The sequence below is a fragment of the Flavobacterium sp. YJ01 genome (assembly GCF_029320955.1).
GTDB lineage: Bacteria > Bacteroidota > Bacteroidia > Flavobacteriales > Flavobacteriaceae > Flavobacterium.
The window spans coordinates 3,025,417-3,049,509 of the sequence record NZ_CP119757.1; the positions used below are offsets into that span (position 1 = coordinate 3,025,417).

The 24,093-nt window shown below is 33.5% G+C and carries 24 protein-coding genes; 7 read left to right on the top strand and 17 right to left on the bottom strand.

Annotation, left to right across the window (positions count from 1 at the left end; translation table 11 throughout):
• Window positions 1-6: 6 nt before the first annotated feature.
• The 4 genes from P0R33_RS13250 to P0R33_RS13265 all read left to right on the top strand — a co-directional run bounded on the left by P0R33_RS13250 (window position 7) and on the right by P0R33_RS13265 (window position 4,533).
• Window positions 7-2,310, top strand: coding sequence for a transglycosylase domain-containing protein (locus tag P0R33_RS13250; protein WP_276171664.1), 2,304 nt, complete (start codon window positions 7-9; stop codon window positions 2,308-2,310).
• A gap of 169 nt (window positions 2,311-2,479) precedes the next feature.
• Window positions 2,480-3,181, top strand: coding sequence for a CoA transferase subunit A (locus P0R33_RS13255; protein WP_276171665.1), 702 nt, complete (start codon window positions 2,480-2,482; stop codon window positions 3,179-3,181).
• A gap of 103 nt (window positions 3,182-3,284) precedes the next feature.
• The gene (locus tag P0R33_RS13260; protein WP_276171666.1) at window positions 3,285-3,941 is read left to right on the top strand and encodes a 3-oxoacid CoA-transferase subunit B; all 657 of its coding nucleotides are present in this window, start codon (window positions 3,285-3,287) and stop codon (window positions 3,939-3,941) included.
• A 157-nt stretch (window positions 3,942-4,098) separates the two neighbouring features.
• Window positions 4,099-4,533, top strand: a complete 435-nt coding sequence (locus P0R33_RS13265) for a hypothetical protein (protein WP_276171667.1) — start codon at window positions 4,099-4,101, stop codon at window positions 4,531-4,533.
• An 81-nt stretch (window positions 4,534-4,614) separates the two neighbouring features.
• Here P0R33_RS13265 and P0R33_RS13270 read toward each other — a convergent pair whose 3' ends face one another.
• Window positions 4,615-5,145 carry a DUF6646 family protein gene (locus P0R33_RS13270; protein WP_276171668.1) on the bottom strand — a complete coding sequence of 177 codons (531 nt, stop codon included), beginning with the start codon at window positions 5,143-5,145 and terminating at the stop codon, window positions 4,615-4,617.
• Window positions 5,146-5,195: 50 nt separating this feature from the next.
• Entirely contained in the window at window positions 5,196-5,930 is a 735-nt protein-coding gene (locus P0R33_RS13275; RefSeq protein ID WP_276171669.1) for a metallophosphoesterase family protein, read from the bottom strand.
• A 139-nt stretch (window positions 5,931-6,069) separates the two neighbouring features.
• On the opposite strand from P0R33_RS13275, the gene dinB reads away from it, so the two are divergent.
• Together dinB and P0R33_RS13285 are read left to right on the top strand one after the other, a co-directional pair.
• Window positions 6,070-7,152, top strand: coding sequence for a DNA polymerase IV (gene dinB / locus P0R33_RS13280; protein ID WP_276171670.1), 1,083 nt, complete (start codon window positions 6,070-6,072; stop codon window positions 7,150-7,152).
• 99 nt (window positions 7,153-7,251) lie between these two features.
• A complete protein-coding gene (locus P0R33_RS13285) occupies window positions 7,252-7,752 on the top strand; it encodes a PAS domain-containing protein (RefSeq protein ID WP_276171671.1) in 501 nt (166 codons plus the stop codon).
• 143 nt (window positions 7,753-7,895) lie between these two features.
• Here the strand turns inward: P0R33_RS13285 and P0R33_RS13290 are convergent, their stop codons facing one another.
• From P0R33_RS13290 to P0R33_RS13335, 10 genes are all read right to left on the bottom strand, one after another.
• Window positions 7,896-9,500, bottom strand: coding sequence for a fumarate hydratase (locus tag P0R33_RS13290; protein ID WP_248728721.1), 1,605 nt, complete (start codon window positions 9,498-9,500; stop codon window positions 7,896-7,898).
• A gap of 75 nt (window positions 9,501-9,575) precedes the next feature.
• Window positions 9,576-10,313, bottom strand: coding sequence for a hypothetical protein (locus P0R33_RS13295; protein ID WP_276171672.1), 738 nt, complete (start codon window positions 10,311-10,313; stop codon window positions 9,576-9,578).
• Window positions 10,314-10,350: 37 nt separating this feature from the next.
• The gene (gene tnpA / locus P0R33_RS13300) at window positions 10,351-10,701 is read right to left on the bottom strand and encodes an IS200/IS605 family transposase (protein ID WP_276171673.1); all 351 of its coding nucleotides are present in this window, start codon (window positions 10,699-10,701) and stop codon (window positions 10,351-10,353) included.
• Between the two features lie 418 nt (window positions 10,702-11,119).
• A complete protein-coding gene (locus P0R33_RS13305) occupies window positions 11,120-12,559 on the bottom strand; it encodes a nucleoside recognition domain-containing protein (RefSeq protein WP_276171674.1) in 1,440 nt (479 codons plus the stop codon).
• Between the two features lie 341 nt (window positions 12,560-12,900).
• Window positions 12,901-13,971: a winged helix DNA-binding domain-containing protein gene (locus P0R33_RS13310; RefSeq protein ID WP_276171675.1), complete on the bottom strand. Its 1,071-nt coding sequence runs from the start codon at window positions 13,969-13,971 to the stop codon at window positions 12,901-12,903.
• Window positions 13,972-14,061: 90 nt separating this feature from the next.
• On the bottom strand, window positions 14,062-14,775 hold the full coding sequence (locus P0R33_RS13315; protein WP_276171676.1) for a 3'-5' exonuclease: 714 nt from the start codon (window positions 14,773-14,775) through the stop codon (window positions 14,062-14,064).
• A 160-nt stretch (window positions 14,776-14,935) separates the two neighbouring features.
• Window positions 14,936-15,412, bottom strand: a complete 477-nt coding sequence (locus P0R33_RS13320; protein ID WP_276171677.1) for a methylated-DNA--[protein]-cysteine S-methyltransferase — start codon at window positions 15,410-15,412, stop codon at window positions 14,936-14,938.
• A 157-nt stretch (window positions 15,413-15,569) separates the two neighbouring features.
• Window positions 15,570-16,385 carry an NAD(P)H-binding protein gene (locus P0R33_RS13325; protein ID WP_276171678.1) on the bottom strand — a complete coding sequence of 272 codons (816 nt, stop codon included), beginning with the start codon at window positions 16,383-16,385 and terminating at the stop codon, window positions 15,570-15,572.
• Window positions 16,386-16,554: 169 nt separating this feature from the next.
• Window positions 16,555-17,004, bottom strand: coding sequence for a GNAT family N-acetyltransferase (locus tag P0R33_RS13330; RefSeq protein ID WP_276171679.1), 450 nt, complete (start codon window positions 17,002-17,004; stop codon window positions 16,555-16,557).
• Window positions 16,989-17,891, bottom strand: coding sequence for a LysR family transcriptional regulator (locus P0R33_RS13335; RefSeq protein WP_276171680.1), 903 nt, complete (start codon window positions 17,889-17,891; stop codon window positions 16,989-16,991). The genes P0R33_RS13330 and P0R33_RS13335 overlap by 16 nt, the downstream gene beginning before the upstream one ends.
• 141 nt (window positions 17,892-18,032) lie before the next feature.
• Between P0R33_RS13335 and P0R33_RS13340 the strand changes: the two genes are divergently transcribed.
• Entirely contained in the window at window positions 18,033-18,428 is a 396-nt protein-coding gene (locus P0R33_RS13340; protein ID WP_276171681.1) for a rhodanese-like domain-containing protein, read from the top strand.
• Window positions 18,429-18,490: 62 nt separating this feature from the next.
• On the opposite strand, the gene P0R33_RS13345 is transcribed toward P0R33_RS13340, so the two are convergent.
• The 5 genes from P0R33_RS13345 to P0R33_RS13365 are packed head-to-tail and all read right to left on the bottom strand — an operon-like array spanning window position 18,491 to window position 24,042.
• On the bottom strand, window positions 18,491-19,360 hold the full coding sequence (locus P0R33_RS13345) for a tetratricopeptide repeat protein (protein WP_276171682.1): 870 nt from the start codon (window positions 19,358-19,360) through the stop codon (window positions 18,491-18,493).
• A 36-nt stretch (window positions 19,361-19,396) separates the two neighbouring features.
• Window positions 19,397-21,787: a M28 family peptidase gene (locus tag P0R33_RS13350; RefSeq protein ID WP_276171683.1), complete on the bottom strand. Its 2,391-nt coding sequence runs from the start codon at window positions 21,785-21,787 to the stop codon at window positions 19,397-19,399.
• Between the two features lie 16 nt (window positions 21,788-21,803).
• Window positions 21,804-22,151: a hypothetical protein gene (locus P0R33_RS13355; protein ID WP_276171684.1), complete on the bottom strand. Its 348-nt coding sequence runs from the start codon at window positions 22,149-22,151 to the stop codon at window positions 21,804-21,806.
• 15 nt (window positions 22,152-22,166) lie between these two features.
• Window positions 22,167-22,493, bottom strand: coding sequence for a hypothetical protein (locus tag P0R33_RS13360; RefSeq protein ID WP_276171685.1), 327 nt, complete (start codon window positions 22,491-22,493; stop codon window positions 22,167-22,169).
• A gap of 19 nt (window positions 22,494-22,512) precedes the next feature.
• On the bottom strand, window positions 22,513-24,042 hold the full coding sequence (locus tag P0R33_RS13365; protein WP_276171686.1) for a bifunctional GNAT family N-acetyltransferase/carbon-nitrogen hydrolase family protein: 1,530 nt from the start codon (window positions 24,040-24,042) through the stop codon (window positions 22,513-22,515).
• Window positions 24,043-24,093 lie beyond the last annotated feature (51 nt).

Here is a 24,093-nt window from a genome sequence, read left to right on the forward strand (position 1 = left end):
ATAGTTATGGCTGCTACTAAAAAAAACAATCAATCAAACAAGGATATTAATTATTATAAAAAGAAATTCTGGCGTGTTTTTGCCTACACATTACTAGGAATTTTAGCCTTCTTTTTATTTGCTTCATGGGGATTATTTGGCTCAATGCCTTCGTTTGAAGATTTAGAAAATCCAGATTCTAACCTTGCTACAGAAATTATTTCTTCTGATGGAGTTGTAATTGGTAAATATTTCAAAACCAATCGTTCTCAGTTAAAATATTCAGATCTTCCTAAAAACTTAGTTGAAGCGCTTGTCGCAACCGAAGACGCACGTTTTTACGAGCATTCAGGTATTGACGGACGCGGAACACTGAGAGCTGTTTTCAGTTTAGGAACAAATGGTGGTGCGAGTACGTTAACACAACAGCTTGCAAAGCAATTATTTCATGGTGAAGGATCTAAATTCTTGCCTTTTAGAATTGTACAAAAAATAAAAGAATGGATTATTGCCATTCGTCTAGAAAGACAATACACAAAAAATGAAATCTTGGCGATGTATTGCAACGTTTACGATTTCGGAAATTATTCTGTCGGAGTAAGTTCTGCTGCTCAAACCTATTTTTCTAAAGATCCTAAAGATTTAACGGTAGACGAATCGGCTATTTTGGTTGGAATGTTCAAAAACTCAGGATTATATAATCCAGTAAGAAATCCAGAAGGTGTTAAAAACCGTCGTAATGTGGTTTTGTCACAAATGGCAAAAGCAAAAATGATTTCAGAATCTGAAAAAGAAAGATTGCAAGCGCTTCCTATTACATTGAAGTTTAAATTAGAAAGCCACCGTGAAGGTATAGCAACTTATTTTAGAGAGTATCTTCGTGATTACATGAAAAAATGGGTTACAGAAAACAAAAAACCAGACGGTTCTGAATATGATATTTACAAAGACGGACTTAAAATCTACACTACGATAGATTCTAGAATGCAATCTTACGCAGAAGAGGCAGTTTCTGAACACATGAAAAACTTGCAGCAACAGTTTTTTAGTGAACAGAAAACCAACAAAAATGCTCCTTTCGTAAATATTACACAAGCAGAAACTGATCGAATCATGATGCAAGCAATGAAAAATTCTGTTCGTTGGGCGCAAATGAAAGAAATGGATAAAAGCGAAGATGATATTATTGCATCATTCAAAGTAAAAACAAAAATGCGCGTCTTTACTTGGAAAGGAGAGCGCGATACAACAATGACACCGCTAGATTCTATTCGTTATTACAAGCACTTTTTGCAATCTGGTTTAATGTCTATGGAGCCACAAACTGGAGCAATTAAAGCGTGGGTTGGTGGAATCAATTATAAATACTTCCAATACGATCACGTAGGGCAAGGAGCGAGACAAGTAGGTTCGACTTTCAAACCTTTTGTTTATGCAACAGCTATTGAAGAATTAAATATGTCGCCTTGCGATTCTATTTTAGATGGTCCGTTTATGATTCATAAAGGGCGTCATCACGTAACAGAAGATTGGGAGCCAAGAAACTCTGATTACAGATACAGAGGAATGGTAACTCTTAAGCAAGCTTTAGCAGCGTCGATTAATACCGTTTCGGCTAAATTAATTGACAGAACAAGCCCTGAAGCTGTTGTAGAATTGACTAAAAAATTAGGTGTAAAAACAGAAATTCCAGTTCAGCCTTCAATTGCTTTAGGAGCTGTAGATATTACGGTTGAGGATATGGTTGCAGCATATAGTACATTTGCAAATCAAGGAGTTTATGTGAAACCACAGTTTTTAAGCAGAATCGAAAACAAAAGCGGCGAGGTAATTTATGAACCAATTCCAGAGTCTCACGACGTTTTAAATAAAGATATTGCTTTTGCTGTAATCAAATTGCTTCAAGGAGTTACTGAAAGCGGTTCTGGTGTTCGTTTGCGTACACAAGGAGGAGGAAGCGGAGATAATCGTTGGACAGGATATCCGTACATGTTTACAAATCCAATTGCAGGTAAAACGGGTACAACGCAAAATCAATCTGATGGTTGGTTTATGGGAATGGTTCCAAACTTAGTAACTGGTGTTTGGGTTGGATGTGAAGATCGTTCAGCTCGTTTCAAAAGTTTGACTTACGGTCAAGGAGCAACTGCTGCTTTACCAGTTTGGGGTTATTTCATGAAAAAATGTTATGCCGATAAAAATCTTCAAATTTCTAAAGGTGAATTTGAGCGTCCTGCAAATCTTTCGATTAAAGTTGATTGTTATGTCAGACCAACAATCGTAAAAGATACTACTCAAACAGAACAAAATACAGACGAATTCGAATTGTAGTTTTGTTTCTTTAAAATAAAAAAATATCCTTTTGTGACTTCAGAAATAATGAAGAAAACAAAAGGATATTTTTTTTGATGGTAATGATTTTATTTTTTACGAAATCGTTATAATTTAATCTAAAAATCTTATTTTTATCAAAATTATACAGTAATAAAGACAGTTTGTTATGATAACAAAAAAAGTTAATAATGTTAAGGAAGCCATTCAAGGAATTGAAAGCGGAATGACAATCATGTTTGGGGGCTTTGGATTATGCGGAATTCCTGAAAATACAATTGCAGCTTTAGTAAATACATCAATCTCCGATTTGACTTGTATTTCAAACAATGCGGGAGTCGATGATTTTGGTTTGGGATTGCTTTTGCAGAAGAAACAAATCAAAAAAATGATTTCTTCTTACGTGGGAGAAAATGCCGAGTTCGAGCGTCAAATGCTTTCGGGTGAATTAGAAGTCGAATTAACTCCGCAAGGAACTTTGGCAGAACGCTGTCGTGCAGCTCAGGCTGGAATTCCGGCTTTCTTTACGCCAGCAGGTTACGGAACTGAAGTGGCTGCTGGAAAAGAGGCAAGAGAATTTAACGGAAAAATGCACATTATGGAAGAAGCTTTCAAAGCTGATTTTGCAATCGTAAAAGCTTGGAAAGGAGACGAAGCCGGAAATCTGATTTTTAAAGGAACGGCAAGAAACTTTAATGCGTGTATGGCGGGTGCTGGAAAAATTACAATTGCAGAAGTTGAAGAACTGGTTCCCGTTGGGACTTTAGACCCAAATCAGATTCATATTCCAGGAATTATGGTGCAACGCATTTTTCAAGGAGAAAAGTTTGAAAAGAGAATTGAACAGCGAACTGTAAGAGCTAAGAATTAGATAATGAGATAATTTGTCAATTAGATAATTTTACAAGACGCTTTGTAATTATCTAATTATCAAATTGACTAATTGACACATTAAAAAGACACATTAAAAAATTATGGCACTTAGTAAAGAAGATATAGCAAAACGAATTGCAAAAGAAGTAAAAGACCGATATTTCGTAAATCTTGGAATCGGAATTCCTACTTTGGTTGCGAATTACGTGAGAGAAGATATTGCGGTTGAATTTCAGAGTGAAAACGGAGTTCTCGGAATGGGACCTTTTCCTTTCGCTGGTGAAGAGGATGCCGACATTATTAACGCAGGAAAACAAACTATTACGACACTTCCTGGTGCAAGTTTCTTTGACTCGGCTTTTAGTTTCGGAATGATCCGCAGTCAAAAAGTCGATTTGACGATTCTCGGAGCAATGGAAGTTTCAGAAAATGGAGATATCGCAAACTGGAAAATTCCAGGTAAAATGGTAAAAGGAATGGGCGGCGCAATGGATTTGGTGGCTTCCGCCGAAAATATCATCGTGGCAATGATGCATGTAAATAAAGCAGGAGAATCTAAAATCTTAAAAAGATGTACTTTGCCATTAACAGGCGTAGGATGCGTTAAAAAGGTTGTAACCGAGCTTGCAGTGCTCGAAGTGACAGAAAAAGGTTTTAAGCTCTTAGAACGCGCGCCAGGTGTCTCAGTTGACCACATCATCGCTTCGACTGAAGCGGATTTGATTATTGAAGGAGAAATTCCAGAAATGTCGATTTAATTTTTAATTGCAGAGGGGCAAAGGTTCAAAGCTTTACAGTGATTTAGATAGAGAGAACTTCATTAATGGAGTTCTCTTTTTTGTTTTCTGTTAGAGCGTATAATCAAAATGTAATCTTTTTCTTTATATTTGTTGTGATTTAAAAAAATACGCGCCTTTGGAAAAGTTTGAAATCTATATTAAATGGGGAAGTTATTTGTTTATAACAAATGTGGCAGCTTCAATCGTAATATCACTTTTAATATTGTTAGTTGACTATAATAGTTTAAGATATTTGTCAAATATTCTTATACTAGTTTTTATCGTTCAATTAATATATTTTACTACTAAAGCTTTAAAAGAGAACAAAAAATACGGTTTAAGTAAAGGATTTCGAAAATTCTTTGTTTTTACTAGAATAATTGGTGTCTACTTTCTCTTTTTTGGGGTAATAGAAGAATCTAGATTACATAGCTCTAACTCTTTTATTTCGCATCCTTTTATTAAAGAAGATCTGCCAGAATTATTTATAAAAGATGAATCAAACGAATATAGGGGAATTACACTCAATGAGTTTATTGCCACATTAAAAAGAAAGTTTAGCAGACCATAAACTTCAAATCAAGTATAAAAAGAAAAAACCGTTCTATAGCGGTTTTTTCTTTTTATACTTTGCAACTTTGCACCTCAAAAACTATTGTAAATTAAATGAAGCTCCTAAACTAAAAGTTGCTTGATTATTTAAATGATAAAAAGGATCGTTGTTTGAACCGTATTTTGCAATTGGAAAACCGATTTCTGTAAAAACACCAAATCCGTCAGTAAAGAAATAACGACCACCAACGTGAGCACCAAAATTATGTAAACCTAAACTAAGTCCAGGATAAACGTCTAATTGTTCAACTCCAATTACACTAGATAAATTGGCATTAATTCTGGCTTTAGCATCAAAACGATCTCCGAAATCTGGCTTCGCATCATTATATGCATTTGTGTTTCCATGGTAAAAACCAGTAAAATTGTCAACTCCTAATAAATAATTTGCAACAAAACCAAAAGAGAAATTTTCTCCCAAACCAAAATCGATAGAACCTTGTATTCCAGAACCACCATCTTGTAAGTTAGCACCAACATTTACTCTTGTATCACCTTTACCTGTAAAGGCTTTTTGTGCATTAACAAATCCAAATGATACTAAAAACAAGAGTGTAATAACTTTTTTCATAAACTTTAAATATTAATTATTTTGCAGGGCAAATGTAATTTTTTTATAAATTAATTCCTACCCTTTTCATTAAAATACAATTCGTTTAAAGGCTCGCTTTGCCAGTATTCTTTGGTGTCGATGTTCAAAATCGTAAGCGGACCTCTAAATGCAGCGCCAGTATCTACATTCCATACACAAGCTTTATTTACGGGAATGGTTTTTCCGATTCTGGTAACTGGCGTATGACCAATGTAAACTTCTTTATAAACGGTAAATCTTTTCGGATAGTGTAAATCGTCTTCCTTTAAATTTGGGTTTAAAGCAAGTGCCGATTCCCAAAGCGTTCTATCCCAATAAAATAGTTTAGAAAAATATTCCCATTTTACACCATTTAAATTGGTAAATCCAGCATGAACAAATAAGCGATTTTGATCGTCAAGATAATAATCCTGAAGACTTTCTAAAAATTCTATATGACTTTTCTTCTTTTCTTCGGAGATTTTTGCGTAACCTTCAACAGTAGCTTTTCCGCCATGTTTATACCACATTTCTTCGTCAAAATCGTCATTTCTTTCTTCTAGCCAGTCCAACGCAAGCTGATCGTGATTTCCTCTTATGCAGATGCAGTTTTGTTTACTTTTTAAATCGATCAAAAAGTCAATTACTTCAACAGACTGACTCCAGCCGTCTACGTAATCGCCCAAAAAGATTAGAGTATCTTCGGTAGTAACTTCGGCTCTTTCTAACACTTGTTGCAGTGCAAGTAATCCGCCATGAATGTCACCTATAACAAATGTTCGCATTATTTAATTTTTCGAGTAGAAGAACAAAAATAAAAAGAATTATTGGTTTGCGCTCACCTAATTTATATTCTTTAAAAATTGATACTATTTATAACTATTCGAAGCGCTTTTTTATTGCTTTCCGATGTAAATTTGCAAAATGTCTGAAACACCAACATATCGCAAAATTATTCATATTGATATGGATGCTTTTTATGCGTCGGTAGAGCAGATGGATAATCCTGAATTGAAAGGAAAACCTGTTGCTGTTGGTGGTTCAGAAAATAGAGGAGTCGTTTCTGCGGCAAGTTACGAGGCAAGGAAATTTGGAGTTCGAAGTGCCATCAGCGGTGTTTTGGCTAAAAAATATTGTCCTGAAATTATTTTTGTCAGACCTCGATTTGACCGTTATAAAGAGATTTCATCCAAAATTCATAAAATCTTCAATGATTATACCGATTTAGTTGAGCCTCTTTCGCTTGACGAAGCTTATTTGGATGTTACTCAAAACAAAAGAGGAAATCCAAGTGCAAGTTTATTGGCGGAGGAAATTAGATTAAGAATTTTTAATGAAGTTGGTTTGACTGCTTCTGCTGGAATTTCAATCAATAAATTTGTTGCTAAAATAGCTAGCGATTACAATAAACCAAATGGACAAAAAACCGTTAACCCAGATGAGGTTGAGGCATTTTTAGAAGAATTGCCAATTCGTAAATTCTATGGCGTTGGAAAAGTGACAACAGAAAAAATGTATCAGCTCGGAATTTTTACAGGAACCGATTTGAAAAGTAAATCCCTTGAGTTTCTTGAAAAACATTTCGGAAAATCGGGCGCTTTTTATTACAATGTGGTTCGCGGTATTCATAATAGCGAAGTAAAATCGTCTAGAATTACTAAATCTGTTGCGGCAGAGCATACTTTTGATGTGAATTTATCATCTGAAATTTTTATGATAGAGCAATTAGAAAGAATTGCAGCTTCTTTAGAAAAACGTTTAGAACGCCACAAACTTTCTGGTAAAACAATTACTTTAAAAATAAAATATAGTGATTTCTCTCAACAAACTAGAAGTAAAACACTTCCGTATTTTATATCAGATAAAAGTTTGATTATGGAGAATATTCAAGAATTATTATATCAAGAAAAAATGAAAGATTCTGTTAGATTACTCGGTATTTCATTAAGTAATTTGAATAATGAGATTAAAAAAGCAGTAGCAGTTCAATTAAAATTTACATTTTGATAACCTATTTGAGATTTAAAATGATGGCTTCTATGTGTAATAACAAGATTTTTCCTCTATCTTTGAGTAAAGATTTGTTGATTATCTAAAAAGTTTACTATGAAAAATACTAACTCTGACGATTTTTTACAACGAAATTCAGTTCCAATTATGTCTTGGGATTTTCATTATGTTTATATTAATGAATTGAAAGCACTAAGTGTTGATTTGGAAAAACTCAATGAAATTTCGAATCGATTTACTTGGGACGAAAAAAAACTTAATATCAAAGAAAGGATTAAGGAAGAAGTTATTGTAATTACTGATTTGGAGCTGAAAATAGTTTTCGCGTCAAGCGGAATAAAAAAAATGACGGGTTTCAAAGAAGATGAAATTTTGGGTAAAACACCAAAAATGTTTCAAGGACCGGCAACTTCTAAAACAGATTTAAAAGAAATTAGAGAAGCTTTAAAAAAGAGAGTTCCTTTTGTAAAAACACTCGAAAATTATAGAAAAAACGGAAAGACTTACAAATGTAAAATAGATGCTTCTCCAGTTTATAACCTAAAAGGAGAGTTATCGCATTTTATGGCTTTTGAAAAAGAAGATTTAAGTGCTTAGTTTATTTAACCGCAAAGAGCGCTAAGATTTACCTAAGTTCGCAAAGGATATATAAAAGTAAAACCGCCTATTTGGGCGGTTTTTTGTTTTTAATATATGGCGAGCCTTGCGTAAATCTTAGCGCTCTTTGCGGTTAAGAAAAATTACAAATTAGCAAAGAAATCATTTCCTTTATCATCCGTAATAATGAATGCAGGGAAATCTTTAACCGTGATTTTACGAACAGCTTCCATTCCTAATTCTTCAAAGTCAACCACTTCTACTTTTAAGATATTGTCTTGTGCCAAGATAGCAGCAGGACCTCCGATAGAACCTAAGTAGAATCCGCCGTATTTGTTGCAGGCGTCCGTAACTTGTTTGGTACGATTTCCTTTTGCAAGCATAATCATGCTTCCGCCATTCTTTTGGAATTCATCTACATAAACGTCCATACGTCCAGCAGTTGTTGGTCCGAAACTTCCTGAAGCCATTCCGTCTGGAGTTTTTGCAGGACCTGCATAATAAACGGGGTGATTTTTGAAATAGTCAGGCATTGGTTTTCCAGCGTCTAATAATTCTTTGATTTTTGCGTGAGCAATATCACGGGCAACAATTACAGTTCCGTTTAGTTTTAAACGTGTTTTTACTGGATATTGAGATAATTTTGCTAAAATATCTGCCATTGGCTGATCTAAATCAATTTCTACAGGCGCTTCTAAATGTGGAGCCGTTTCTGGTAAAAATTGTTTTGGATTTACTTCTAATTGCTCAACGAAAATTCCGTCTTTGGTAATTTTTCCTTTAATATTTCTATCCGCAGAACAAGAAACCCCAAGTCCAACTGGGCAAGAAGCGGCATGACGAGGCAAACGTATTACGCGAACATCGTGCGTAAAATATTTTCCTCCAAATTGCGCTCCAATTGCACTTTCCTGACAGATTTTCTGAACACGTTCTTCCCATTCAAAATCACGAAAAGCTTGACCAGCCATGTTTCCTGAAGTTGGAAGATGATCATAATATCCTGCCGATGCTTTTTTAACAGCACTTAAGTTTGCTTCCGCAGAAGTTCCGCCAATAACCAAAGCTAAGTGATATGGAGGACAGGCAGAAGTTCCTAAATCTTTAATTTTTGTACGAATGAACTCATCGAGAGATTTCTCATTCAACAAAGATTTTGTTTGTTGGTATAAGTAAGTTTTGTTTGCAGATCCTCCGCCTTTTGCCATAAACAAAAAGTCATAAGAAGTTCCTTTTTTAGCATAAATATCAATTTGCGCTGGAAGATTTGATCCTGAATTCTTTTCTTCAAACATCGAAATCGGAACAATCTGCGAATAACGTAAGTTTCTTTTTTGGTAAGTATTAAAAATTCCTCGGCTTAACCATTCAGCATCATCAACACCTGTAAAAATGCTTTCTCCTTTTTTAGCCATTACAATCGCCGTTCCTGTATCTTGGCAGCTAGGCAACTGACCTTCAGCAGCAACTGAAGCATTTTGAAGTAAATTATAAGCCACAAAACGATCATTGTCTGTCGCTTCTGGATCGTCAAGAATTTTTCTTAGTTTTTGCAAATGTGTCGTTCTCAACATAAACGAAACATCTGTTAAAGCTTCTTCAGCTAATAATTCCAAACCTTTTGGATCAACGGTTAAAACTTCGCGTTCTCCAAATTGTTCTACTTTCACAAAATCTGAGGTGATTTTGCGATACTGCGTGTCATCCTTTAAGATCGGATAAGGATCTTGGTATATAAAATCAATCATTGCTTTGTTTTTTTTACAAATTTAGAAATTATTTACCTAAGAAAGAATTTGAATAAGGATTCTGAAACTGTTAATTTATTGACTGTTAAATTGATCAAAAGTCATCTTTTTTTCGAAGTATGCTTTGTCTTTTATAGAAAGAAGATTCTTTTTCCACTGTTTGCCCTTTAATTCAAAAGCAATTGAATCTGAATAAGTCAAAACTCCCATATCTAGATTGTTATCGTCATCTGCGGGTACAAATGCAACAGTTTTGCAATAAAAAGATTTTGGTTCTGAATTTTTTTCTGGATTAATGATTTCCAGCCAATTACCCCAGCCACTGTCTGACATTGTACTCCATTGATGCACTAATTGAAGTTCTTTATTTTTAAGATAATATAAATAATTTTCGTGTGAATAACCACAAGCAGGATATCCGACCGAAATTTGTAAAAAAGGGGATTCTTTAGCATTCTCTCCATTTAATCCGTAAGAAGCAACCCATTCTGAACCTTTTTCAAAACCTTTAATTAGAATTCCTGAAGAAGCAGTTTTAGTTTTATTTTGATAAAAATCTAATCGATATTTAACTGTTACTATGCTGTCCTGATCTGCTTCTTGGTTCACAAGATGAGCTAAAATATAATCTGTTTTGGATTCTGTTCCGTCTGTGTAAATTCCTATTGTATCGGTTTTGATGATTTTTTCATCATCTGCAATAATTAAAGTTTCTTGTGGTTCAATGATTTCTGCAATTGGAGGAGCATCTGTAGGTTTAGATTTTTGGCATCCGATTAAAAGTAGTAGGGAAAATAGAATTGGGGTTTTCATGGTATTATTTTAGATTTTCAAAAATAAATTTTTCATCTTACTGAACGTTAAATTTATTTAGAAAATTTAAATATTCATCATTAAAGCTTTGTTTTTTATGATGTTCCTTTTGATTTTGGATGTATTTGTAAACCGAATCTATTTGAGATTGACTATAAGAAAAAACTCCATAGCCTTCTTGCCAAGAAAACTTTTGATTAGTTAATCTGTTGTCATTGATGTATTTAGATGATTTTTCTTTTACAGTTTTCATTAATTTTGAAATTGTAATTGTCGGTTTTAATGCTAGTAGACAATGAACATGATCTTCGACACCGTTCACAATTATTGTTTTGCACCCGTTTTCATTAATGAGATTTCCAATTACACCCAATATTTTGATTTCCATTGTTCTTCGATTACAGCATTTCTATATTTAACCGCAAAAACTACTTGAACATAAATTTGATGATATGTGTTTGCCATTTATTTTTCTGGCAAAATAATGAATATTGATAAACATTAGTTTGTTTTTTGTAATATTTAACTTTCTTTTCGATGATTGAATATGTTTCGTTCCTACGGAACTTATGAAATGATGACGATTATAATCAACGGATTAAAAATCCGTTGCTACAAAATGAATCATTCCTTCGGAATTTTTACGAAAAGAGAAACCAATTTAAATGTTATACGGTTGATTTCCAATTCGATTTTAAAAGAGCCATTGGCTCGAACAATATTGTAGGGCCGGATTTCAATCCGGTTATAATAAAATTGTTCTTAGAAAAAAAAGATCCATAGGATCGGACCATTTTCTCTTCAAATTAAAAAAACCAAGTCGCCACAAAAATTGCTGTAATTACACAAATCAAATCGACCAAAAGCATCGTGCCCAAAGCATAACGCGTATTCTTGATGTTTACAGAGCCAAAATAAACCGCAATTACATAAAATGTACTTTCTGCGCTACATTGAAAAATACTGCTTAATCTTGCTGTTAAAGAATCGGCTCCAAAGGTGTTCATAGAATCAATTAAAAAACCTCTTGATCCAGCAGAACTAAACGGACGAAGCATCGCAACTGGAAGTGCGTTTGTAATTTCTTTGCTTACGCCTAAATTCGAAAAGATAAATCCGATTCCGTCACTAATTATTTCAAATAAGCCACTATTTCTGAATAAAGAAATGGCAACTAACATTCCTAAAACATAAGGAAAAATCGTTACTCCAGTTTTAACACCATTGTTTGCGCCGACCACAAAAGTGTCAAAAACAGTTGTGTTGGCATCTTTAAATTTTTGTTCGTGTCTGAAAGAAAATATCAAAGTGAAAACGATAATTGTCAATAATATTAATCCTGAAAGATTAGAAGTAAAATAGTTTTTACCAATTAAATCCAAATGATTTACATACATCAATAAACCAACAATTGCAGCAATTAACCCCATAAGCCCAATTAAAAGTGAAGCGCTTTTAAAATTTATTTTTTGTTTAATTCCAACAATTAAAAAAGCTGCGATTGTACCAATAAACGAAGTTATAATACACGGAAGCATTACGTCGGCTGGATTGCTTGCGTTTGCAGCAGCTCGGTAGCCAATAATTGAAGTTGCAATCAAAGTTAATCCAGAAGCATGAAGACACATAAACATGATTTGTGCGTCACTGGCTTTATCTTTATCTGGATTTATTTCCTGCAAACTTTCCATTGCTTTCAATCCAAATGGTGTTGCAGCCGAATCTAATCCCAAGAAATTGGCAGCAAAATTTAAAGTCATGTAGGAAATCGAAGGATGGTTTTTTGGAATACTCGGAAACACTTTCACAAAAACTGGACTCAAAGCTTTCGCTAAATTTCCAGACGCGCCAGAAACGATTAAAAGTTCCATTAATCCGCAGAAAAAGGCTAAATAGGCAATTAAAGGCAGAATTAAATCAACCAGAGTACTTTTACAAGTTGGCAGTAAACCATCAGATTTTTGAAGACCGCTAAAAACTTTTACGGTTTTGTTTTTGTAAACGTAAGTTGTGTCAGCATTAAGCGTATCGCGATTGATAATCATGGTTTGATCTGGCGCTTTTTTTATGCTGTCTTCGATGAAAGCGGGAAGTTCTTCGATGTATTTTTCTGAAACTAAAACAGGATCGTCTTTCTTTCCATTCAAAACAGAATCAATTGTGTAAGTATTGGCAGTAAACAAGCTGAATACAATAAAAACAATCGAAGAAATAAAAATCGTTAGCCAAAATCTGCTCAATACCATAATTCTAATTTTTTGTAAATGTAATTATTTAGCAATAATACGCATAAAGATTTAAGTAGCGAAAAAGGAATTTGTAGTTAAAAATCATAAAAATTATTGCACATTTATATTTTAAGCTGTTTCAAAATGTTCATATGTCGCTCCGCTGGAGCTTTTGGATGTTGGGGAAATTAAATTTGCTATAAATATCTCGCTCTTCCAGAGCTATTTTAAACTTTAGAAAACAAAATTATATGTAAATGAAAAAGCTCTGGAAGAGCGAAATATCTATAGAAATCAATTAGACTATAATTAAAAGTCCCAGAGGGGCGAAATCTAATTCTCTGTTTTTGGAAAATTGATTATCCAATCACAACTTTGGTTTGCAAGTAAGTTTCGAAAGCTTTAATTCCTTCAAACAAAACTTCTTTTTTATGTTTTTCAGTTTCATTAAAAAACTCTGTTTCTATTTTGACATGATCTTTTTTGAAAGTTCTTTTCCAGATTCCGATTACTTTTCCATTTTCTAAAATTATGGGTTTGAAAATGCCATTATTAGTAAAAACTTTTGATTGATTTGCTGCTAAGAATGAAGCTTCACGAGTTTTATATGAAATTAAAATCTCATCAAAAGCGGGAAGAAAATGTACGCTTTCGCGGAGATCCTCTTCATTAAGAAGATGTTTTTTAAACCAATATTGCTGATTATCAACAGTTATATTGCTTAATTGCAACTCAATTGCGTTAATTGTTTTCTTGCAGATTGTAATAGGAAAACCTGACCACCATGAAAAATCTTGTAAAGTTGCCGGACCATGACTTTCAAAATATCGTAGTGCAAGTTTTGCCAATGCTTCTTCTTTGGTCAAACTGATATTCGGTTTTTTAACTCTTTCTTCAAGTAAAGCATAAGTAATTTGTTTGCCTTTCATTCTTCCATTGCAGACCAAGCCGTCCAATTCGGCATTCATCATTACAATAACTGGAGATAAATCGCCTGCACTTTTTTGAATATTGAGCTCTTTCATGATTTCCTCTCGAGTTAAATGATTGTTTCCCGCTAGAAGTTTTTCAATTTTAGAATTAGCCTGATCAAATTTTTTTTCATCAAAGCCATGTTGTGTAGCCATCGTTGCAAAGAGACGTTTTACTTGCGGCGCCGAAAGTTCCAACATCCAATAAATATCATCAGGAGAAACAAAATGCCAGGTTGGTCGTAGAATATGAGTTCTAATAATTTTACCAGAATTAATAGCTTCTTCAATTTCTTTTTCGGTCGAGTCGCAACGTGAGCCAATTGCCCATTTTGCCATTGCATAATCCTGCGCCTGCATCGCTGCAAAATGCTTTACAACTTCTTGCGGAGAACCTGAAGTTTCCTTAAACAATTTTTGAGCAACCATTCGATGATGTGAAATTTCAGAATGAATCATATTGAGAATTATTTTAAACCATATAAGTTATATAAGTTCATTTAATAAACCTTTGTACCTCTGCAACTCTGAGCCTTTGCCCCTAGAGAACTAAACATGAATGATCTCATCATCAATCAATAAATCTTCTCTTCTTAAGCGAAGGAAAATCTGAGCAACGGCAATCGTATCTTTTTCGCAATACGTTACAATCCTATCAATATCTTTTTCGACATAAAAAACATGCGAGACCTGACTTCCATCAATATCGCCTTTTGGAGATGGAACTCCCAGAATTTTAGTCAATAATTTTAAAGATGTAAAATGCTTATAATCGCCAAATTTCCATAATTCTAAAGTATCTAAATGTGGAATTTCCCACGGTTTTTTACCAAATAAATTCAGTTTTTCTGGAATTGGCATTTGATTGATAATCATTCGGCGGGCAATAAACGGAATGTCAAATTCTTTTGAATTATGTCCACACAATAAATGCTGCGGCTGATTAAAATGATTATTTACAAGATTAGAAAAGTCTTTTAGGATTTTCTTTTCTTCACCAAAAAAAGAAGTAACTCTAAAATTTCGGACATCGCCTTTAATCGTAAAAAAGCCAACTGAAATACAGATTATTTTTCCAAACTCAGCCCAAATTCCGGCACGTTCGTAAAATTCTTCAGGACTAAATTCGTCTTTTCGCTGATATTGCGTTTTTAAATCCCAAAGAGATTGCATTTCCGCGTCAAGCGAATTGAAATTTTCTTCTTCAGGAACGGTTTCTATATCGAGAAATAAAATGTTATTGAGGTTTATTTTTTCAATCATATGTTTTTTGCCACGAATTACACAAATTTACTCTAATTTTTTATTTAGAATAAATGTACATCATTTGATTTTAAAGTAAGAATTTTAATACAAAAATTACATTTGGATTTTTATAAATGAAAATTTAATTTGTGCAAATTAGTGAAATTGGTGGCAAAAACTAGAACAAACTTTGTTGTGTAGAAGGATTTTCATGTTCCAAAAGCCATTTTTTGCGAGATAAACCGCCAGCGTAGCCCGTCAACGAACCATTTGTGCCAATAACTCGGTGACATGGCACGACAATCCATAATGGATTTTTGCCATTTGCAGAAGCGACGGCACGAATTGCTTTTACATCGCCTAATTTCTTAGTTTGATCCATATAACTAACCGTTTTTCCGTATGGAATTTCCAATAAAGCTTTCCAAACTTTTTGCTGAAATTCGGTTCCTTTTGGATTTAGTTTTAAATCGAAATCTTTTCTTTTGCCCTCAAAATATTCATTTAACTGTAAAACGGCATCTTGTAAAATTTCTGGAATTTCTTTAGAAACTTCATTTGAGCCAACATCAGAAACGGAAATTACAGAAATACCGTTTTCATCTCCAATTATTTTGGTGATTCCTAAAGGCGAATTGATGTAAACTGTTTCCATGATTTTTGAGTTATCACAAAGATAGGAAGGTTTCGCAATCCCGATAGTGATCGGGAGCAAAGTTTTTTTAAACGATATAAGTAATTTGAGTTTTGTTGTTTTTTAAAGTCCGAAAAGTTTAGTAAACTTTATTAAATGAACTTATGACTTATATGGTTTAATAATTCTCCAATTTAAAATGATAGTTTAAAATGTTTTCAATTTTTTTACTAGAAATCACCTTTTTGATATTCGATTTTTCAGAACTGAATTTCGGTAAAATCAAGCTTTTTTCAATTGCTTTTTGGGTATAATATTCCGCTCTTGTCGGATGAAAAGGCGCTACGGCATTAAAAACTTGATTCCATTTCGATAGATTTATGATTTCTTCAATAACAGAAATACAATCATTTAAATGAATTAAATTTATAGGAGCATCTGGATTTTCTAGATTTTCTTTTCCTGCTAGAAACTTTACAGGATGACGATCTTCGCCAATAAGTCCGCCGAATCTAAGAATTGTGGTTTCGAAATTTTTGTTTTTTTGAAGAAGATTTTCAGCTAAAATTAATTGTTTACCACTTTCAGTTTCTGGATTTGGAATGCTTTCTTCAGTAATAAAATCGTTATCGTCGCCGTAAACAGAAGTTGAACTTACAAAAAGCACCTTTTTGACGGTTGATTTTTCTATAAAAGGAATTAAATTTTTGATTTTTTCGACAAAAACCTTTTTTTCTGAATTAGGATTTTCTGAACGTAATTTTGGCGGAATGTCGATAATTAAAATTTCGCTTTCTGCTAAAAAAGAACTTACACTTTCAGAAATACTTTCGCTGTCAAGCGTTACCAAAAACGGATTTATTCCGGCATTTTCTAAAATTGAAAGCTTGTTTTCTGAGGTTGTCGAGCCTTTTATTGAATTTCCTTTTTCGATTAGTTTTTTAGCCAACGGAAATCCTAACCAGCCGCAGCCAAGTATGCTTATTTGTGTCATTTTTTTAAGGTTCAGAGGGACAAAGTTACAAAGGTTCTGCGTTTTTTGTTTCACGCAGATTTTAAAAAGATTGAAGCTGATTGCCGCAGATAATTATTTACAGATTAAAGTTGCAAAAAACTGTCAAACCTGCGTAAAACAAATTATGCGGTTGTTTGAGCTTAAGTTTTTACAAGGTCAAAGTAAATCGAACTTTGTCTTTTCCTTTCGCGCCCAATCTGTTATAGAATTTGATGGCTCTTTCATTAAATTGAGGCGTTTGCCACTGGATATTGACACAGTTTTTTTGTGTGCCGATTTCTTTTAGTTTTTCAATTAAAATTTCGCCAATTCCCAGACCTCTGGTTTCTTCTTCGAGAAACAAACAATCCATATACAAAAATGTTGAAGCATTCCAGGTTGAAAAATCGAACGTGTAAGACGCATAACCAACAATAGTTTCTTTTGTGGCAACAACCAAGCAGAATAATTGCGGATTTTCGCCAAAAAGAGCTTTTTTCAAACTTTCTTCTTTTCCTTCGGGAGCATATTCAGCTTTTTCAAATTCGGCGTGTTTTTGGCATAAGACAACGAGTTTTGGTAAATCGGTAATTTCGCAGTTTCTTATTGAATATTCCATTGCAGGTTGATTTCGTGTTGTAAAAAATTAATAAAATGTTGAAAGTAATCTGGATAGGTTTCATTGGCTCTTGTTGCGACATAGTGTTTTCTCTTCAAACCATTTTTTCCAATTTTCACTGCTTTAAGAGGGGTGTTTTTTAAGTGCGGTTGCAATGCCCATTTTGCCATTGACATTACTCCCATATCGGCTTTTACCATTTCTAGAGAAGCTTCTGTTAAAGGCATTGGCGTTATTTTCTTCGGAGAAACTTTGGCTGGAGCCAAAAGAAACTGATGAATCGTAACGGTTTCCATTGGCAGAGAATGAATAATCAGATGTTCATTAATGAAATCTTCGGCTACAATATACTTTTTATCGGCCCAAGAATGGTTTTCAGAAACTACCATAACCATTTCGTCCTGAAAAAGTTCGGTATATTTTATATGATTGTCTTTAACAGTGTCGCTAACAATGGCGATATCTATAGTGTTTTCTAACAGTTTCTGCAACGGAATATGGGTCGCTTCGGTTACAATCTTAAGTTCAACATTGGGATACAAAAGATGAAACTGTTTTAAAACTGATGGAAGCCAATGATAACTCGAAAAGCACTCGGTACTAATTCTGATTTCGCCAAATTCGCCAAAAACCATTTGTTTGATCTGGCTTTGCGTTTCGTTCAATTTGTTTAGAATTTCATTGGCGAGTTCATAGATTTTTTCGCCCGCTTTTGTGAGAACCAGCTTTTTATTCACTCTTAAAAAAATAGCAGTACCCAATTGATATTCTGCTTCTTTAAGCTGATGACTTAAAGCCGATTGTGTCAAATGAAGTTTGTCAATCGCTTTTGTGATGCTTCCTTCTTCGACAATTGCTTTTATCAATTTTAAGTGGCGTATTTCCATTTTTCTCAAATTTACACACAAAGGAACAAAATTTTCATTGGGTTTTTCATGAAATAAACTAATGTAATTCATGAATTCTTTTCGTTTTTATGAATGTTTAAACCATTATACTTTTGAAAAACAAAATCTTAAAAAATTATTATGGAAGCACAAATTAAACATTACGAAAACAAACTAGCATTTGAAATGGATCCGTCTGACTTATTTGATGCCTTAAACGAAGGGCAAAAAATAATAGTTGTAGATGCGCGCAAAGCATTTGGTTACAATGAAGAACATATTCCAAATTCGATAAATCTCCCGCATCGTGAAATGAATCTAGAAACAACAAAACATTTAGATAAAGATGTTTTATATGTTACCTATTGTACTGGAATTGGCTGTAATGCTTCGACAAAAGGAGCTTTGAATATGACCAAACTCGGATTCAAAGCAAAAGAGTTAATCGGAGGTTTAGAATGGTGGAAGATTGACGGTTTTGCAACTGAAGGCACAAAAGGAGTAAAAGAAGGACTTAACATTGAATGCGCATGTTAAAATAGAAAAAGGCAGACTTAGGAAAGTCTGCCTTTTTTATAATAGAAATATTTTCTGTTGTTTTAATCTATCTGAATATTGTTTTTCTCCGCAATTTTCTTAAAAAGATCTTCTTTGTTCTCCGATTTCATTTTGTGATAAATAGCTCCAATAAATTGTTCAGAATCTTTTGCATAATCTGATTTTGAATTAGTGTAAATTCTGTGAGCCATAAACATATTATCCAACGCTTTTTCGTCGTCTTTTAGCATAAAATAGTTTTTTCCAGCTCCAAAATAACCTTCGGCGTTATCAGGATGGAATTCAATTAGTTTTTGATAATAACTGATAGCAGTTTTATAATCAGATTTAAAAGTATAGGCAACTCCAATGTTCATTAAAGCAAAATGGCCTTCGGGATAAATTTCCAGCGATTTTTTATAATATTTTATCGCATTATCATAATCGTCTAATTGTCTGTAGGAAACTCCCATGTCATCGAGCGCAAGAACAAAATTTGGATCTTCTTTTATAGCTAACTGAAAACTTTCAATTGCCAATTTAAAGTTCTTTTGATCCATAAAATCTTGTCCGATTTTATAAAAGTTTTGAGCGCTTTTATTTTTTGATTTACCGTAGTAAATGTCTTCTTTATTCTCAATTATAGCGGGAACTAAGTCTGGACATTTTTTAGAAACTAATTCTTTTGCTCTAAGAATCATAGTTTGAATTCCTTCTACAGTATTTATCGATTCTCGAACTTTTGGGTCTTTATCGGTCAAAACCAATTCACCCATTGGTTTTGTCAAACAATCTCTAAAAATATCATTGGTAATATTTGAACTTTTTTGCAAACATTCGCATGTTTTTGCAGCAATTTTTTCTTCAATAGTCTGAGCTTGAAGTATTGAAAAGCTAGCAAAAGTAAAAAAAAGAATGAATTTTTTTTCCATTGTACTTTAAGAGATTAAGATTAAAATGCTGGACTTCTATTCTGGTTTTATAACAGGTTTTATGGTGTCATTTAATACATTCAAACTGTCTTTAATAACTACTGGCTCAATCGGTTTTGGAGGAGCTGTATATCTTTTTATTTTTTGATGTATTAACATCGCATCATTTAAGACAAAAGGTGTCGGCATCATCCAGTTTTCTCTTGGTTTTACGTTCAATAACGAATTACTCATCAAATCAAATGAACTTTCAATTAAATCCATATCAAAAAGAGATGATTTTTGAATGTAGAAATCCATTACAAGCGGTTCGTTGCCCACAACATAATAGCACAAAATTTTGCTGTCTTCTCTTTGTAGACGATTTCCCTTTTCTCCAGAAGTGGCAACTCCATTTGCTTTGAAGTTATAAAACGTCATTTTTGGATTTGCGTAAATATCGTATCGATTAACTTTTCTGTTTGGAGTAATTTTGATTTTTAAATACCTATTATTTCCAATAACACTGTCTCTTAAAAACTGAACTGTCGGTTTTGGAACATCAACAACAGGTGCAATTGCGCTATAGGTAAAAGTTGTATTGTATTTGCTTGCAAGCGGAAGCGTATTTAAACCAACCGCTTTTTGATTTTTTTCTCCTAAATAAGATTTAGTCCATTCGTCTAAATTGGTGTCGTAAGTTGCCCAAGAGGCAGAATTATTATCACCATTTAAAATGTATAATAAACTATTAGATTTTGCTTTTCCGTATTCATAACCAGAATGATAACCTGCATAAATAAAAAATGAAATAGAAGCTAGAAAGAAAACTACTATCCAAGCGCCTTTTCTGGCAAATGCTCCAAAGATTGGCAATAATAATCCGAAAAGTAAAACGGTTAGAACAGCGCTTCCAAACAAAATTTTAAGACCTAAACCAATTGGAAACATCACGATAAAAGGCGCAATAATTGCCAAAGCAGGAATGCTGAAAATTAAATTCATTCCTAAACTGTAATGCTGTGTGAAGACAAATATTCCGAATAATAGAATTCCGAAATAAACAGGAATAATTAAGAAACCTGCGCCCGTTAAACTATTCGCTAAATAAGCATTAATTATAATCCAAAGTAGCAAAGGCGCTACGAAATGGTTCATTGTGATTTTTGCCTCAGAAAAATGGTGATAGAAAGCAAAACAAATCGCAATACTCAAAGTCACAAAAGCACCAATGTAAGCATGACCATTATAAGTAAATCCGTTTAAAAGATCAGAATATTGCGGATAAATTTCTAAAACCAGTTTCCATCCTAAAAAGGTAACTAAACCGGCAATAATAATAGAACCTAAAAGCGGAACAAAACCTTTAAAAACTTCTCTGAAAGAGATAATTCTTTTTACTTTTCCAACAAAAAGGAATAAAACCAAAAGTCCAAAAGCGATTAAAGTCATTGGCATTACCCAAGAAAAAGGATAACTGATGAATGAAAATGGAGCACTGAAATAAACATTATCTTCTGTAGATTCTGTTTTAGTTAAATCAATGTTTGTCAGGTATTTTAGCAAAGGCATCATGTAAGTGCCTTGATGCGCCAAAGTGGTTTTGTTTAAATGCTGTACGTCATCTTGCTGTGTGTGATAATTGAAATGACCATCAATAAAAGCGAAATTAAAACCCTGGATATTTCCTTGTTCTCTAAAAACAGTCAAATCGGTATCATTTGGAAGCATTTTATAAATGCTGTACATCAAGGAGTTTGAAACTGGATAAGAAGTTTTAGCATCTGAGAATGCTTTAACCAAAGCTTCATTTCCTTTATTGGTTTCCATTAACATATAACTTGGACCAGAAGTTCCGCGAGCTTCAAAGTTTAAAACTAAACCAACGTCTTTTGCCCAAGGATGCTGATTTACAAACAAAGCAGCACCATTTAAACCTAATTCTTCAGCATCAGAAAATAAAATAATGATGTCATTTTTTTGTGGATGTTTTGAGTATAAAAAAGCACGAACTCCTTCTAAAATTGTGGCAACTCCAGAAGCATCGTCACTTGCACCTTTTGAGAAAGAATGCGGAGCGCTGTCATAATGAGAAAGAAGTAAAAGCGCTTTTGTATTATTTGTTCCTTTAATTCGCGCCAAAATGTTTTTTGACTTTACTAAAAGACCTCTGTCGTTTAGAGTAAAACCTTCCTGAACACTCGTTTCTAGACCAATTCTGTTCAATTCTAGTTTTAGATAATTAGCAACCAGCTCGTGATTTGTTGATCCGACGTAATGAGGCTTCTGCGCCATAATCTCAACCTGATTTAAGGCTCTTTCGGTAGAGAATTCGGCAAGAGCTTCATCGTCTTTTGAAATTCCTTGCGGCATCATCGTGGCGTATATAATGCCAAGTAAAGCTAAAACACAGGCAATGGCTAGAATTGAGGTTTGGTTTTTTCTCATGGTGAATAAATACTATCTATATTTCTTTTTTAACAAGCATAAAATAATCATTGTCCAAGGAACGATAGCCTTGATCGTACAAAAAATAATAAGTATTTCCTGTCTTGGTTTGTAATACATTTGTAAAGAATTCAAAATCAAAGCCTTTGTTGAGCATTTTGTCTCGAGTAGCCTTTGATTTTCCATCTACATTTAGCTCTGCCAAAATACGGTAATTTTTGCGTAACTTGTTGTTTATATTTCGCATGAAATTCGTACTATCTTTATTCATTTTGTTATTAAAGGCATTGCGGCAACTGTCTGAACAGAATTTTTTGTCTTCACGGCCTACAATTTTTGCGGAACATTCGGGACATGTTTTCATGAAATTATTTTTAATTTATTGAAAATCAGATTTTTTAATAATTATTTGATTAATCTCGGAGATCAAAAGTTCAACTTTGCTGATATCACAGTCGGTTAGCAAAATATTTTTGAAACCGTTTTCCATATTTATTCTCAATTCGTTAGATTTTGCTGGAAAATTCAGACCAAACATCACTTCGATAATTTTATTAATGAATGATAAATTGCTTATAAGCTCTAAAATTTGAATATTTTCGATGTCAATTACGCTGTTATCTTTCCTGTAATCAGCATTATTTATTATTAAATGACCATCTTCAAAATAAATTTCGAATAAAGGATTTTTTCTGATGATGGCCATTTTTGCTAGTATGAATTTTTTATGAATTCAATTTTTTAATTTCATACAAATCAGATCTACGATCTTTTAACGTTTTAACGCTACCATGTTCATGAAGTTCTTTCAATAAGTTCAAATCGACATCAACAATTAAGGTCATTTCGGTGTTCGGAGTTGCTTCTGCTTTTATTCCGTTACTAGGAAAAGCAAAATCAGACGGAGTAAACACAGAAGATTGTGCGTATTGAATATCCATATTATTTACTTTTGGAAGATTTCCGACGCAACCTGCTATGGCTACATAACACTCATTTTCGATGGCACGCGCCTGCGAACAGTGTTTTACTCGTGTATATCCATTTTGTGTATCGGTCAAAAACGGAACAAATAAAATATTCATTCCTTCATCTGCCAAAAGTCTCGAAAGTTCTGGAAACTCGACATCATAACAAATTAAAATACCAATTTTACCACAATCGGTATCAAAGGTTTTAAATTGAGATCCGCCTTTCATTCCCCAATGAATTACTTCGTTTGGCGTAATATGAATTTTGGTATACATTTCTGAAGTTCCATCTCTTTTGCATAAAAAACCAACATTGTACAAATTTCCACCTTCCAGATAAGGCATACTTCCGGTAATAATATTGATATTGTAAGAAATGGCAAATTCCTGAAAACGCTTTCTAATTGGATCTGAGTGTCGAGCCAATTCGCGAATCGCTTCCGCTTCAGATAAATGATTGTAATCTGCCATTAATGGCGCAATGAACAATTCTGGAAATAAAGCAAAGTCGGATCCATAACCAGAAACGGCATCGATAAAGAATTCTGCCTGTTCGAAAAGTGCTTCAACATTATTCAGCGGACGCATTTGCCATTGTATTAATCCTAAACGAATGATATTTTTTTTAAGATTAATAAGTTTCGGACTATCCTCATAATAGATATTATTCCATTCTAGTAAAACCGCAAATTCTTTTGATTCTTCATCACCTTCCAAATAATTTTTGATGACTCTCAAAACGTGAAAATCATTACTCAACTGAAAAGAAAGAACCGGATCGTATAATTCTTTGGTTCGTACTTTTTCAATATAATTTTTTGGAGTCATTTTTTTGGCATGCTCTCTATAACTCGGAATTCGACCTGCAAAAACAATAGCTTTTAAATTCAATTGTTCGCAAAGCTCTTTTCTAGCATCGTATAAACGACGTCCTAAACGCAAACCGCGATAGTTTGGATGAATAAAAACATCTATTCCGTATAAGATTTCAGCATTTGGATTATGCGTAGAGAAAGTATAATCGCCACTAATCTGTTGGTAATTATGTCTTTTTTCTACAAGTTTTTCATCAACAATGAGAGATAATGCAGAACCGACCACTTTTCCATCCACTAAAATAACCAATTGTCCTTCTGGGAAAATAGAAAGAAGTCTTTCAATATCATCAGATCCCCAATACGAATCGGCCATTTCAGGATACGATTCAATCATTGATTTTTTCAGCTGTTTATAGTCTTCAATTTCTAAATTTCGTAATTCGACTTTATTAATTTTTGCCTGCATATAGTAAGATTTATCTCAAATATACAAAAAACAAATTCCAATTACAAACGC